This window comes from Serratia sp. CY52157 (assembly GCF_052168495.1).
GTDB lineage: Bacteria > Pseudomonadota > Gammaproteobacteria > Enterobacterales > Enterobacteriaceae > Serratia > Serratia ureilytica.
Genome location: NZ_JBJNMO010000001.1, coordinates 215,556 through 229,044, shown reverse-complemented (window position 1 = coordinate 229,044; position 13,489 = coordinate 215,556). Strand labels below are relative to the sequence as shown.

The following is a 13,489-nucleotide window of genomic DNA, read 5'->3' as shown; positions in this document are numbered from 1 at the left end:
CAGGGCGCCGGCTCTTGGCGCTAATGGTAGCAAAATCCGCCGCTGCACCGCAGGGGATTTAGCGCAACCGTTCGACAAAGTTAATCTTTCCGCCCTGCCCTGCGCCGCAATAAATAGGCATAACCTTTGCCAACAAATAATCTCGTCGGGCAACTCACGAGGGGTTTACGTAAAATGACAAAAGCTGACATTAATAGATAATAGCCCCATTTTTCAATGACTAGCATAAACCTCTCGTGAGCGAAATAATATTATCTCCAACGATTTATCTGATTAACTCCGAACATCTCGAACAAATTCACTGACTAATATTTCAAAGTAGTAACATAGTTAAATTTATTATTGATTTTATGTTTCCTAAAGTTTAATTATTGCAGCCAGCCAATCGGTAATCGAAGGAAACAGGATGCTCTGGAAAAATACCGCCGATCGTTTCGGCCATGTGTCAGTGTTGATCCACTGGCTGGTGGCGCTGACGGTGTACGGCATGTTCGCACTCGGCCTGTGGATGGTCACGCTGGGCTATTACGACGTCTGGTACCATCAGGCGCCGGAGATCCACAAAAGCATCGGCACGCTGCTGTTCATCGTGATGGTGATCCGCGTGGTCTGGCGCTTTGTCTCACCGCCGCCCAAACCGCTGGCCAGCTATGGCCGCCTCACTCGCGTCAGCGCCATCCTCGCGCATCTGGCGCTGTACGCCGTGTTGTTCGGCATTCTGATCAGCGGCTATCTGATCTCCACCGCAGACGGCCAACCGATCAGCGTGTTCGGCTGGTTCAACGTGCCCGCCACCGTGACCGGCATGGCGGAACAGGCCGACACCGCCGGCGCCATACACCTTTACCTGGCCTGGGCCGTGGTAGTGCTCTCGGTACTGCACGGGCTGGCCGCGCTTAAACATCACTTTATCGATCGTGATGTCACTTTGAAACGGATGCTGGGTAGCAGCGCCGATTAACCTTTGGATTTATGGAGATTGCTATGTTGAAAAAGACCGTATTGGGCCTGACCGCAGGCGCCCTGCTGCTGAGCGCCGGTTCCGCACTGGCGGCAGACTACAAGATCGATAAACAAGGCCAACACGCCTTTATCGAATTCCGCATCCAGCACCTGGGCTACAGCTGGCTGTACGGCAGCTTTAAAGACTTCGACGGCGGCTTCACCTTCGACGAGAAAGATCCGTCCAAGGACAAGGTCAACGTGACCATCAATACCGCCAGCGTCGACACCAACCACGCCGAGCGCGACAAGCACCTGCGCAGCGCCGAGTTCCTCAACGTGGAGAAGAACAAGCAAGCCAAGTTTGAATCCACCGAAGTGAAGAAAAGCGGCGACGGTTACGCGGTGGTCGGTAACCTGACGCTGAACGGCGTCACCAAACCGGTTACGCTCGATGCCAAACTGATTGGCCAGGGCAACGATCCGTGGGGCGGCTACCGCGCCGGCTTTGAAGCCAACGGCAAGATCAAGCTGAAAGATTTTGGCATCACCACCGATCTGGGCCCGGCGTCGCAAGACGTTGAGCTGATCATCTCCGTAGAAGGCGTGCGCGAGAAATAAAAAAAAGCCCGGCTTGGCGGCCGGGCTTGTCGGTTCCTCAGGCTCAGCGGGCTGGGCCTTCTTCTTCCGGTGCCGGAATGTGCATCGTGGTCTGCAACAATCCTTTCGATTTATTGAAAATCTTGACGCCGTTTTCGCGGCCGGCACGGCGCGCGCGCTGCTCTTCGCGCGGCAGCTTCAGCTCTTCGCGGCAAATCTCACTGCAGCATCCTTCAAACTTGGCAGCGCAGCTCGGGCACTGAATGAACAGCAGATGGCAGCCGTCGTTCTTACAGTTGGTATGGGTATCGCACGGCGCGCCGCACTGGTGGCAGTTGGCGATCACATCGTCGGAGATGCGCTCCCCCATACGCTCATCGAACACGAAGTTTTTGCCGATAAACTTCAGCGGCAACCCCTGTTCTTTCGCTTTGCGGGTGTACTCGATAATCCCGCCTTCCACGTGGTAGATGTTTTTAAAGCCGTTGTGCAGCATATAGGCGCTGGCTTTTTCACAGCGAATGCCGCCGGTGCAGTACATGACAATATTCTTGTCTTTGCTGTCCTGCAGCATCTCCACCGCCATCGGCAGCTGATCGCGGAAGGTATCCGACGGCACCTCGATGGCGTTTTCGAAATGACCGACTTCGTACTCATAGTGGTTGCGCATATCGACGAATACCGTATTTGGATCGTCGATCATCTGATTGACGCGATCGGCCTGCAGATACTCACCGACGTTGCTCGGATCGAAGCTCTCGTCATCGATGCCGTCAGCCACGATGCGCTCGCGCACCTTGAGGCGCAGCACCCAGAAGGATTTGCCGTCGTCTTCCAGCGCGATATTCAGGCGGACCTGATCCAACGCCGGGTGCGAGGCGAACAGCGCGGCTTTGAACGCGTCGAAGTTATGCTGCGGCACGCTGATCTGCGCGTTGATACCCTCTTTCGCCACGTAGATGCGGCCGAACACCTTCAGTTTTTCGAACTGAACGTACAGGCTGTCGCGAAACGCCTTGGGATCGTCGATGGAGAAGTATTTGTAAAAAGAAACTGTGGTGCGCGGCTCGGTTTCCGCCAGCATGCGCGCCTTCAGTTCCTCATTAGAAATTCGGTTATGTAACACTGGCATGGTGTACTTTCCTGTCTTTCGGGAGGTGACTGATTACCGCGCGCAGCCAGCCGGCCCGCGCGCGGCGCACATCATACCCGAAAAACCGCCGCCGCGCAGCCCTGGCGCTCGCGTGCGCATACCTGCATCGCGCACTCATCCCGGATGCCACCGTATTGACCTTCCTGATAATGATATCGCCATGGGCTTTTGGCAGGAAACATTGTGGAAAAATTCGGCATTCGATGCATATTTAACGCCCAAAAAGGGATTTTAATGCGTTGTGTTTTCCCGGATCGTCAGAAAAATGCCACAATAGTCGCAAACAATCGGCAGAAAAGAACCTTGCGACCGAGCCCACCCGGCCGTCAGACCATGCTATGACTCTGTCATTACACTTAAACAACCGTATTAAAACAGAGAACCCATGACTCAAGTTCCTACTTTCAATCGCTCCTTACTGCACCCGCGCTACTGGCTGACCTGGGTAGGCATCGGCTTGCTGTATCTGCTGGTGTTGCTGCCTTATCCCGTCATCTACTGGCTCGGCACCTCGATCGGGCGATTTTCCATGCGCTTTCTCAAGCGGCGCGTCGTTATCGCCCAACGTAACCTCGAACTCTGTTTTCCAGACATGCCGCAGGCTGAACGCGATGCGCTGGTGGTAAAGAATTTCGAATCGGTCGGCATGGGGTTGTTTGAAACCGGCATGGCGTGGTTCTGGCCGAACTGGCGCATCGAGCGCTGGTTCAAGGTCAGCGGCCTGGAGCACATTCAAAAAGCGCGCGACAACCATCAGGGCGTGTTGCTGATTGGCCTGCACTTTTTGACGCTGGAGCTGGGCGCGCGCATCTTCGGCATTCACAACCCGGGCATCGGCGTTTACCGCCCGCACGACAACAAGCTGATGGACTGGTTGCAAACCTGGGGCCGGATGCGTTCCAACAAATCGATGCTGGATCGTAAAGACGTCAAAGGCATGATCCGCGCCCTGAAACAGGGCGATATCATCTGGTATGCGCCGGATCACGACTACGGCCCGCGCAGCAGCGTTTTCGTGCCGCTGTTCGCGGTGGATAAAGCCGCCACCACCACCGGCAGCTACGTGCTGGTGCGGATGGGCAAACCGGCGATCATTCCGTTCACCCCGCGTCGCCTGCCGGACGGCAAAGGCTATGAGCTGATCATGCAGCCGGCGGTGGAAAACTTCCCGCTGGACAACGAACTCGACGCCGCCGCCTTTATGAATAAAGTGGTGGAAAAAGAGATCCTGATGGCGCCGGACCAATACATGTGGCTGCACCGCCGCTTCAAGACCCGCCCGGAAGGCGAGCCTTCGCTGTACTGATCACGCAAACCCGCCGCCGGCGGGTTTTTTATTGCGCGCCCCTTGAGAATCGCCGGCGAGGGTGGGATGGTAATGCTTTTGCCGCCACCCTTGGAGCCGCCATGTATATTGTCAGCCTGACCTACCATCGCCCGATCGCCGACGTCGACAGCCACCTTGAAGGCCACATCGCCTGGCTTAAGAAATATTTTCAGGACGGCACCTTCGTCGCCTCCGGCCGCAAGAATCCCCGCACCGGCGGCGTGATCCTGGCCAAAGGCATTGAGCGTGCTCGGCTGGACGCCATCCTGGCCGAAGATCCGTTCAACGCCGTGGCCCACTACGAGGTCACCGACTTTAGCGCCACCACCACCGCCGCCGGTTTCGAGGCGCTGGCCGGACTATAAAACGCTGTAAATTCCGCGCGCCAAGCGCGGAATAAGGTTTAAACGCCATTTTTAAAACTTTATTTCATTTTTTGCCCTATCTGCGTCCCCTCGTTTGCCGTCGCCGCGCCTGCGGCGCATACTTACCACGCTAACTTTCACGTTTTGCCCCATCATCTCGCCACCGGCAAAACGCGTCACCTTTCGGCAGTGGACATTTATGGCTTCGGCAGCAGACCCCGTTAACTGGAAACGCAATCTTTTCGTCGCCTGGCTGGGATGTTTTCTCACCGGCGCCGCCTTCAGCCTGGTGATGCCGTTTCTGCCGCTGTACGTAGAGACGCTGGGCGTTACCGACCATCAGGCGCTCAACATGTGGTCCGGTCTGCTGTTCAGCATCACCTTCCTGTTTTCCGCTATCGCCGCACCGTTCTGGGGCGCCCTGGCCGATCGACGCGGCCGCAAACTGATGCTGCTGCGTTCGGCGCTCGGTATGGCGATCGTCATGGCGCTGATGGGCATGGCGCAAACGGTCTGGCAGTTTCTCGCGCTGCGTGCGGTGCTGGGGCTGCTCGGCGGGTTCATTCCCAACGCCAACGCGCTGATCGCCACCCAGGTGCCGCGCAACCGCAGCGGCTGGGCGCTCGGCACCCTGTCCACCGGCGGCGTCGGCGGTGCGCTGGTCGGCCCGCTGATCGGGGGGCTGCTGGCCGATTTATACGGCCTGCGCCCGGTGTTTTATATCACCGCCGCGGTGCTGTTCGTCTGCTTCGTGCTGACGCTGCTGTATGTCAAAGAACAATTCACCCCGGTGCAAAAGCGCGACATGCTGCACGCAAAACAGGTGTTCGCTTCGCTGAAAAACCCGAAGCTGGTGCTCAGCCTGTTCGTCACCACCATGATCATCCAGATCGCCACCGGCTCGATCGCGCCGATCCTAACGCTGTATGTGCGCGATTTGGCCGGCGCCACCCACAATCTGGCGTTTATCAGCGGGCTGATCGCCTCGGTGCCCGGTGTCGCGGCATTGATGAGCGCCCCGCGGCTGGGCAAGCTGGGCGATCGCATCGGCCCGGAACGCATACTGGTGTTCATGCTGATCGTTTCGGTGCTGCTGCTGATCCCGATGGCGTTCGTGCAAACGCCGTGGCAACTCGGGGTGCTGCGTTTTCTGCTGGGGGCGGCCGACGGCGCGTTGCTGCCGGCGGTACAGACGCTGTTGATTTATAACTGCACCAATCAGGTGGCCGGCCGTATTTTCAGCTATAACCAGTCGTTCCGCGACGTCGGCAACGTCAGCGGCCCGCTGCTCGGCGCCGCAGTCTCCGCCGGTTACGGTTTTCGCGCGGTCTTCGGCGTCACCGCGCTGGTGGTGCTGTTCAACGCCGGCTATTCCTGGTGGTGTCTGCGACGACGGCCGGGCTATATGCGGGAAGATACGCTGCAGGAAGAGCAATAGCTGCATTTATCGCCAGTTTCCGCCGTTGGCCGGATCAACGGCGCGTTTCCCCTATTTTTAATAATGCTTTCTCGCCGCCGGTGAATTTTCACCTAACTCAGAACTTTCTTAATACAACATCTTGTTTATCAACAAATAATTAACTTTCAGCGCATAAAACCCGCTGTCAATCATATTCCTGTCACAACCAACAGAAAAACCAGAAAAGGAGATGCTTGTCGACTTTTCGTCTAAAAAATGGGATACAGGTACTAGACAAAACCAACGACCAGTTATCAAATGGTTAAATAATATCACGCCAGATGTGAACCATCGGCCAAGTGAAGAAAAGGTCAGCACGCTTTCCACGGTTTATCAGCGTTGCAGCCGCGGTTTTGTCGGGTAATCCGCATTGGGCGGATCGCCTTCATTAAATACACATACATACCACAGTACGGGCTGCAGCCTTGCAGCGCCTTTTATTGGGAAATCGTTATGCAATCCTCTGTCAATAAGTCAGAAAGCCGGACCTTCTTCGGCCATCCCTATCCGCTGGGTTCTCTGTTCTTCACCGAAATGTGGGAGCGCTTCTCGTTCTACGGCATCCGTCCGCTGCTGATCCTGTTTATGGCCGCCACGGTGTACGACGGCGGCCTGGGCCTGGCGCGCGAGAACGCGTCGGCGATCGTCGGCATCTTCGCCGGCAGCATGTACCTGGCGGCGCTGCCGGGCGGCTGGCTGGCGGACAACTGGCTCGGCCAACGCAAGGCCGTCTGGTACGGTTCGATCCTGATCGCGCTCGGCCACCTGTCGATCGCGCTGTCCGCAGTGATGGGCACCAACCTGTTCTTCATCGGTCTGATGTTCATCGTGCTCGGTTCCGGCCTGTTCAAGACCTGTATCTCGGTGATGGTCGGTACGCTGTACAAGAAAGGCGATGCGCGTCGCGACGGCGGTTTCTCGCTGTTCTACATGGGCATCAATATCGGTTCGTTCATCGCCCCGCTGATCTCCGGCTGGCTGATCAAGTCACACGGCTGGCACTGGGGCTTCGGCATCGGCGGTATCGGGATGCTGGTGGCACTGGTGATCTTCCGGGTGTTCGCCGTCCCGGCGATGAAACGCTATGACCGCGAAGTGGGCCTGGACTCCACCTGGAACAGCCCGGTCGCGAAGAAAAAAGGCGTCGGTGCCTGGTTGCTGGCGTTGGCGGCCATCCTGGTGGCGGTCATCGTGCTGATCGCCCAAGGCACTATCGTCATCAATCCGGTCGAGGTGGCCAGCGTGCTGGTGTATGTGATCGCCGCGTCGGTCACGTTGTACTTCATCTATCTGTTCGCCTTTGCCGGCCTGAGCCGCAAAGAGCGCGCACGCCTGCTGGTGTGCTTCATCCTGCTGATCTCCGCCGCGTTCTTCTGGTCAGCGTTTGAACAGAAACCGACCTCGTTTAACCTGTTCGCCAACGATTACACCAATCGCATGATCGGCGACTTCGAGATCCCGGCGGTATGGTTCCAGTCGATCAACGCCCTGTTCATCATCCTGCTGGCGCCGGTCTTCAGCTGGGCCTGGCCTGCACTGGCACGCAATAACGTGCGTCCGAGCAGCATCACCAAGTTCGTGATCGGCATCCTGTGCGCCGCCGGCGGTTTTGGCCTGATGATGCTGGCCGCGCAGAATGTGCTGAGCAACGGCGGCGCCAGCGTATCGCCGATGTGGCTGGTGGGCAGCATTCTGATGCTGACGCTGGGTGAGCTGTGCCTGAGCCCGATCGGGCTGGCCACCATGACGCTGCTGGCGCCGGAGAGAATGCGCGGTCAGATGATGGGGCTGTGGTTCTGCGCCAGCGCGTTGGGCAACCTGGCGGCCGGTCTGATCGGCGGTCACGTCAAGGCCGACCAACTGGATATGCTGCCGAATCTGTTCGCCCGCTGCTCAGTCGCGTTGCTGATCTGCGCCGCCGTGCTTATCGTGCTGATCGTGCCGATTCGCCGCATGCTGGAAAATACCCAGTCCAAGAGCGCGCAAAAACCGGCGACCAACGCCTGACGGATAGCCCGTTTTATCTCGCAAACCGGCGCTCGATGCGCCGGTTTTTTTATGCTTGCCAGGCCTGATGCTGCAATACCACCCGGTAGCCATCAGGATCTTCAAAGGTTTGCCCCGCCCGATCCCAATAGGGATTATAGGCGGCGACCGATAAGAATCCCGCCTCCCGCATCCGCTCACACGCGGCCCGCCATTCGTTCTCATCCGGCAGATAAAATACCAGCAGATGATCCTGCGTCGGCGCCTGCCCGACCCGTACCCCGCGATGCTGCGTGAACTCCAGATGGTAGGCATGCTGCGGATGCCCGATCATCATGCCGTCGAACCCCTGATGATCGACAAACTCGCCCAGCTTTTCGAACCCCAGCCCGCGGCAATACAGCGTAGCAATCTCTTGCAACCGATCGGTCGGGCGCGCGATGCGCAACACCGCTTTGGCTATCGACATGTCCTCCTCCTCCTCATGATAACGTCATACAGCGCCATGCCCGCCAGCATCGCCAGCAGGAACGGCCATACCCGGCTTATCTCCGCCCCGGCCAACACCCAGGCTGGACCGGGGCAAATACCCGCGATGCCCCAGCCGATGCCGAACAGCACGCTGCCCGCCAGCAAACGACGATCCAGACGCCCGGCGGCCGGGATCTGCAGCGTTTCCCCCAACAGGCTACGCTCTCGTCGCCTCGCCCACAGGAAGGCCGGCGCCGCCACCGCGATCGCACCAGCCATCACCAACGCCAGCGAGGGATCCCACGCGCCGGTAACGTCGAGAAACGCCAACACTTTGGCCGGATTGGCCATGCCGGCGACGATCAGCCCCAGACCGAAAATGACGCCGCTCAGCAGCGCCAACAGCGTTTTCAGCATTCTCAACCTCCCGCCAGGTGGCGCATCAACCACACGGTCATAAAGCCCAGCAGCATAAACACCGCCGTGGCGGCCAGCGAACGCGGCGCCAACCGTGCGACGCCGCACACGCCGTGCCCGCTGGTGCAACCGCTGCCCAATCGAGTGCCCAATCCCACCAACAGCCCTGCGGCCGCCAGCCCGCCGTTGCCGACCGCGATCTCACCGGACGGCAAAGCCGCAGCGGCAGCATACAGCCAGGGAGAGAGCAGCAACCCGCCAATAAATGCGGCGCGCCAGCCCCGCTCCTGGCCAGCGGCACTCAATACACCGCCGGTAATGCCGCTGATGCCGGCGATCCGGCCGTTGAACAGCAGCAGCAGCGCCACCGCGCCGCCGATAATGGCCCCGCCCGCCAGCGCGGAATAAGGCGTGAAGTGTTGCCAGTCAATGGTCATCGCGGTTCTCCGGTGGTGGGCAATAAAGCTGATACAGGGTATGGAGCAGCGCCAGCGCTTTGGCATCGGCCACCGCATAGTAAATCTGCTTGCCGGCGCGCCGGGTGGACACCAACCCTTCCTCCCGCAGCACGCCAAGCTGCTGGGACAGCGTCGGCTGGCGGATATCCAGCGCCTGCGCCAGTTCGCTCACCGCCATCTCGCCCTGACTGAGCCGGCACAGCAGCAGCAGCCGATCTTCGTTACCCAGGGTGCGCAGCATCGCGCCGGCCTGCACCGCCGCCTTACGCATCGCGTCAATATCCATTGCCCCTCCATCAATATACAAAATTATATAATATTATTTTATAAAGTATTGGCACGCAAAGCCACAGGCTGGCGTGAAATAACGCCGCATGGCATGCTGTTTGGTCTTATCCTTTTGCCGCGCGGAGGGCGCCAGCGATGCTGTTTTTTCACGACGTTCTGCCGCCCGATCAGCCTGTCCGGCCGTTAGCCAGGGATTATCATCATGGTGACAGCGAGCCGGAGCACTACCATAACTGCGCGCAGCTGATCCACACCCTGAGCGGCGTGGTGCAGGTCACTACCCGGCTCGGCAGTTGGGTGGTGCCGCCCGGCCGCGGCGTCTGGGTACCGGCGAAAGTGGTGCACAGTCTACGCATCACCGGCCAGGTAGCGGCCAGGACGTTGTTCATCGATCCGCTGGCGCGCGCCGATCTGCCGGCTCAGTGCCAGGTAGTGCAGGTGTCGCCGCTGCTGCGCGAGCTGATTATCAGCGCGATGGAGATTGCGCCCGGCTACCCCAGCGGCGGGCGCGACGAGCGCATCATGGAGTTGATTCTGGATGAATTACGGGTGCTGCCGAGCCTGCCGCTGCACCTGCCCGAACCGCGCGAGGCCTCGCTGCTCGCCCTGTGCTGCCATATTCAGGCCACGCTGGCGCAGCCCTGGACGCTGGAACAGGCGGCCGAACGCCTCAATGTCAGCGGACGCACCCTGTCGCGGCGCTTCCAGCGAGAAACCGGGCTGCGTTTTGGCGATTGGGTGCGACGCGCCCGTTTGCTGGCGGCGCTGAACGCGCTGGCGACCGGACGCTCGGTGTTGGAAGTGGCGCTGGATCTCGGCTATGACAGCCCCAGCGCGTTCAGCGCCATGTTTCGCCGGGTGCTGGGAGTCGCGCCCAGCGACTATTTCAGCCGGGCCGCGCCGACGTTGACGCCAGATAGCGCCCGGCGACGTTGAACAACGCCTGCAGCGAAGCGCTGGCGGAGTCGACGTCGATGCCAACGCCGTAGCTCGCCTCGCCGTACGGCAAAACGCAGCGAATGTAAGCCACCGCTCGACTGTCGCTCTGATGCCCCAGCGTATGCTCGTGGTAATCTTCGATAGCCAACGGCAAACCGAAGCGTTGGCGCAGCGCATCCACCGCGCTGGAAAGCAGGCCGTTGCCGGCCCCCTGCAGCTGCAGAGGCTCCCCCTGCCAGGCGACTCGCGCGCTGAAACTGTACGCTTCCACGCCGTGACTTTCCGTTTGGTAGCTCAACAGCTGCAAGCGCGGCTGCTCCACCAGCCCGTAAGTGTCGCGGAATAAGCGCCACAGCTGCGCGACGCTCATTTCCTTACCGCTGCCGTCGGTCGCCCGCTGGACCACCTGGCTGAAATCAATCTGCAAACCGCGCGGCAACGCCAGCCCATGGTTCTGCTCCAACAGCCAGGCGGCGCCGCTTTTGCCGGACTGGCTGTTAACCCGGATCACCGCCTCATAGCTGCAGCCGACATCGGCGGGATCGAGCGGCAGGTAAGGCACCTGCCACCAGCCATCTTGCCGCTGCCGTTGCGCGGCGAAGCCTTTCTTGATCGCATCCTGATGCGATCCGGAGAAGGCGGTAAACACCAACTCACCGGCATAAGGATGGCGAGGATGTACCGGCAGCTGATTGCACTGTTCCACCACCTCCACCACCTGCTTCAAGCGGCTGAAGTCCAGGCCCGGCGCCACGCCCTGGGTATAGAGATTCAACGCCAGCGTGACCAGATCGACGTTGCCGGTACGCTCGCCGTTGCCGAACAGGCAGCCTTCGACCCGATCGGCGCCGGCCAGCAGCGCCAGCTCGGCGCAGGCGACGCCGGTGCCGCGATCGTTATGCGGGTGCACGCCGATCGTCACATCAGCGCGACGGCTGAAGTGGCGACAGAACCATTCGATCTGATCGGCATACACGTTGGGCGTACTCACCTCCACCGTCGCCGGCAGGTTGATGATCATCGGCCGCTGTGCCCCCGGTTGCCAAACATCCGCCACCGCTTCGCAGATCTCCAGCGCGAACGCCAATTCGGTAAAGCAGAAGGTTTCCGGCGAATATTCGAAGCACCAGACGGTATCGGGCTGCGCCTCGCAATGCCGGCGAATGCGCCGCGCGCCGTTCACCGCCAGCGCCACGGTAGCCGCCTTATCCTGGCGGAACACGATGTCGCGGAACATCGGCGCCGTGGCGTTGTACAGATGCACGATAGCCCGCGGCGCTCCCTGCAGCGCCTCGAAGGTGCGGTCGATCAGATCGTCGCGCGACTGCGTCAGCACCTGAATGGTGACATCGTCCGGTATCAGCCGCTCGTCGATCAGGGCGCGCACAAAGTCGAAGTCCGTTTGCGACGCCGAAGGGAAAGCCACCTCGATCTCTTTGAAACCGCACTGCAACAGCAGCTGATAGAACTCGCGCTTGCGCGCGTTATCCATAGGCTCCGCCAGCGCCTGGTTGCCGTCGCGCAGATCGCTGGAACACCAGCGCGGTGCCTGTCGCAGGGTACGCGAAGGCCACTGGCGATCCGGTAACGTCACCGGCGGGAACGGTCGGTATTTGCTTGAAGGGTCGATTAGCATGGGCTTCTCCTGATGCCTGAGTGAACGATACCGTCATTATTTCCCGCCTCCGCGCCTGCTTCTCCCGCTTTGCGGACAACCGTCGTCGCAGAGCGGACAACAAAAAAATTTGCATCCTGCGCCAGTGAGACAACAATTAGTTTTGACGTTTTCCCCCACCGCGCCGGCAGCACGCCGGACGCTTTACTCTCATTGTCAACGGAGGCGAACATGAGCCTGTATGCAACCCTGGAAGAAGCCATCGAGGCCGCACGCGAAGAGTTTCTCGACACCGCCGAAGGCGGCGGCGGTGACGAACCGCCGGTGCCGCAGCAGTTCAATCTGCAAAAGTACGTGATGCAGGATGGCGACACGATGTGGCAGGCGGAGTTCTTCGAAGAAGAAGGCGAGGCGGTGGAATGCCTGACGCTGCGCAGCGGTGCGGCGGCGCAGGCGATCTTCGACGGTGACTACGACGAGGTGGAAATCACCGCCGAGTGGATAGACGAAAACACCCTGTACGAATGGGAGGAAGGCGACTTCCAGCTCGAGCCGCCGTTGGATACCGAAGAAGGCCAGGCCGCCGCCGATGAGTGGGATGAACGTTAACCCGCACGACGCTTTGAACGCCAAGGAGGCAGCATGAACATTCGCCAGGCCCGCCCCACCGACTACCCCGCCATTTTGCAACTGCAGGCGGAAAACGTGCCGGAAGCGCTCGATGAGCGCCAAAAACGGCAGGGATTTATCGTATCGCGCATGAATGAGGCGCAGCTGACGGCGATCAACCGCAGCATCGGCATATGGGTGGCGGAACAGGAAGGCCAACTGGCGGGGTTCGTTTGCCTGATGCCCGCCGACGCGCAGCCGCGGCCGCCGGTGGTGGATGCGATGCTGGCGACGCTCGCCACGCACTCATTCGCCGGACGGCCGCTGCGTGAGCAGCGGGTATTTCTCTACGGCCCGGTCTGCCTCAGCATGGCCTGGCGCGGCAAAGGCGTATTAAAGCGCCTCTACGCCGCAGTCAAAGCGCACACCCGCCATGATTACGACGTGGGCGCACTGTTTATCGACGACGACAATCCGCATTCGTTGGCCGCTCACGTGCAAGGGCTGGGGATGACGGCGCTGGCACCTTTCCATTGCGGGCAGAAAGGCTACCAGCTGGTGGTGTTCGCCACCCGCTGAACGAAGTTACTCGTAGGGGCCATGCTGCGCATCGAACGGCAGCATAAAGGTGTCCACCACCATCGACAGCGGCACGTCTATCACCGTGACGTAGCGCCAGGGCGTATCGCGCAGATCCCACTGCACGCCGGGATAATACTGGTGACCGTGCCCGGCGCCGGGCACGGTGCGGCTGATGATGCTGCCGCAGCCGGTTAGGGCCATCACGCCGGCCGTCACGCAGGCCAGGCGAAAGTAGGAAGAGAGCTTCACGACATTGACTCTGAGAAAGGGGTTGTTTC

General features: G+C 60.0%; 16 protein-coding genes. 9 read left to right on the top strand and 7 right to left on the bottom strand.

The genetic code is table 11. The annotated features are described in order from the left end of the window. Window positions 1–406 precede the first annotated feature (406 nt). A complete protein-coding gene (locus tag ACJ8IP_RS01090) occupies window positions 407–961 on the top strand; it encodes a cytochrome b (protein WP_033642671.1) in 555 nt (184 codons plus the stop codon). 23 nt (window positions 962–984) lie between these two features. Continuing rightward, a complete protein-coding gene (locus tag ACJ8IP_RS01085) occupies window positions 985–1,563 on the top strand; it encodes a YceI family protein (protein ID WP_016928208.1) in 579 nt (192 codons plus the stop codon). A 43-nt stretch (window positions 1,564–1,606) separates the two neighbouring features. Here the strand turns inward: ACJ8IP_RS01085 and trhO are convergent, their stop codons facing one another. Further along, entirely contained in the window at window positions 1,607–2,674 is a 1,068-nt protein-coding gene (trhO, locus tag ACJ8IP_RS01080) for an oxygen-dependent tRNA uridine(34) hydroxylase TrhO (protein ID WP_033638032.1), read from the bottom strand. Between the two features lie 406 nt (window positions 2,675–3,080). Between trhO and ACJ8IP_RS01075 the strand changes: the two genes are divergently transcribed. The 4 genes from ACJ8IP_RS01075 (at window position 3,081) to ACJ8IP_RS01060 (ending at window position 7,853) form a co-directional block, all read left to right on the top strand. After that, window positions 3,081–4,001 (top strand): Kdo(2)-lipid IV(A) acyltransferase, encoded by a 921-nt coding sequence (locus tag ACJ8IP_RS01075; RefSeq protein ID WP_025159951.1) that lies wholly within the window; start codon window positions 3,081–3,083, stop codon window positions 3,999–4,001. Window positions 4,002–4,102: 101 nt separating this feature from the next. Beyond that, on the top strand, window positions 4,103–4,387 hold the full coding sequence (locus ACJ8IP_RS01070) for a YciI family protein (protein WP_042784186.1): 285 nt from the start codon (window positions 4,103–4,105) through the stop codon (window positions 4,385–4,387). Window positions 4,388–4,586: 199 nt separating this feature from the next. Next, window positions 4,587–5,825: a multidrug efflux MFS transporter MdtG gene (mdtG, locus tag ACJ8IP_RS01065; protein WP_197849592.1), complete on the top strand. Its 1,239-nt coding sequence runs from the start codon at window positions 4,587–4,589 to the stop codon at window positions 5,823–5,825. Between the two features lie 474 nt (window positions 5,826–6,299). Beyond that, window positions 6,300–7,853, top strand: coding sequence for a peptide MFS transporter (locus ACJ8IP_RS01060; RefSeq protein WP_273974373.1), 1,554 nt, complete (start codon window positions 6,300–6,302; stop codon window positions 7,851–7,853). A 49-nt stretch (window positions 7,854–7,902) separates the two neighbouring features. Here ACJ8IP_RS01060 and ACJ8IP_RS01055 read toward each other — a convergent pair whose 3' ends face one another. Genes ACJ8IP_RS01055 through ACJ8IP_RS01040 form a run of 4 tightly spaced genes read right to left on the bottom strand, consistent with a single transcriptional unit; the run spans window position 7,903 to window position 9,464 of the window. After that, on the bottom strand, window positions 7,903–8,301 hold the full coding sequence (locus tag ACJ8IP_RS01055) for a VOC family protein (protein ID WP_046686846.1): 399 nt from the start codon (window positions 8,299–8,301) through the stop codon (window positions 7,903–7,905). Further along, the gene (locus ACJ8IP_RS01050) at window positions 8,292–8,720 is read right to left on the bottom strand and encodes a YeeE/YedE family protein (RefSeq protein WP_046686845.1); all 429 of its coding nucleotides are present in this window, start codon (window positions 8,718–8,720) and stop codon (window positions 8,292–8,294) included. The genes ACJ8IP_RS01055 and ACJ8IP_RS01050 overlap by 10 nt, the downstream gene beginning before the upstream one ends. 2 nt (window positions 8,721–8,722) lie before the next feature. Further along, window positions 8,723–9,157, bottom strand: coding sequence for a YeeE/YedE family protein (locus ACJ8IP_RS01045; RefSeq protein WP_047571978.1), 435 nt, complete (start codon window positions 9,155–9,157; stop codon window positions 8,723–8,725). Beyond that, entirely contained in the window at window positions 9,147–9,464 is a 318-nt protein-coding gene (locus ACJ8IP_RS01040; RefSeq protein WP_442524280.1) for an ArsR/SmtB family transcription factor, read from the bottom strand. Before ACJ8IP_RS01040 ends, ACJ8IP_RS01045 begins: the two co-directional genes overlap by 11 nt. Window positions 9,465–9,601: 137 nt before the next feature. Between ACJ8IP_RS01040 and ACJ8IP_RS01035 the strand changes: the two genes are divergently transcribed. Then, the gene (locus ACJ8IP_RS01035; protein ID WP_273974374.1) at window positions 9,602–10,402 is read left to right on the top strand and encodes an AraC family transcriptional regulator; all 801 of its coding nucleotides are present in this window, start codon (window positions 9,602–9,604) and stop codon (window positions 10,400–10,402) included. Here the strand turns inward: ACJ8IP_RS01035 and leuA are convergent. Beyond that, window positions 10,353–12,041 (bottom strand): 2-isopropylmalate synthase, encoded by a 1,689-nt coding sequence (gene leuA, locus ACJ8IP_RS01030; RefSeq protein ID WP_273974375.1) that lies wholly within the window; start codon window positions 12,039–12,041, stop codon window positions 10,353–10,355. The genes ACJ8IP_RS01035 and leuA overlap by 50 nt on opposite strands. Window positions 12,042–12,251: 210 nt before the next feature. Here leuA and ACJ8IP_RS01025 point away from each other — a divergent pair, with 210 nt between their 5' ends. After that, a complete protein-coding gene (locus ACJ8IP_RS01025; RefSeq protein ID WP_015377419.1) occupies window positions 12,252–12,629 on the top strand; it encodes a MysB family protein in 378 nt (125 codons plus the stop codon). Window positions 12,630–12,662: 33 nt separating this feature from the next. After that, a complete protein-coding gene (locus ACJ8IP_RS01020) occupies window positions 12,663–13,208 on the top strand; it encodes a GNAT family N-acetyltransferase (protein ID WP_089191502.1) in 546 nt (181 codons plus the stop codon). A 6-nt stretch (window positions 13,209–13,214) separates the two neighbouring features. Here the strand turns inward: ACJ8IP_RS01020 and ACJ8IP_RS01015 are convergent, their stop codons facing one another. Continuing rightward, window positions 13,215–13,460, bottom strand: a complete 246-nt coding sequence (locus ACJ8IP_RS01015; protein WP_033642658.1) for a YceK/YidQ family lipoprotein — start codon at window positions 13,458–13,460, stop codon at window positions 13,215–13,217. Window positions 13,461–13,489: the final 29 nt, after the last annotated feature.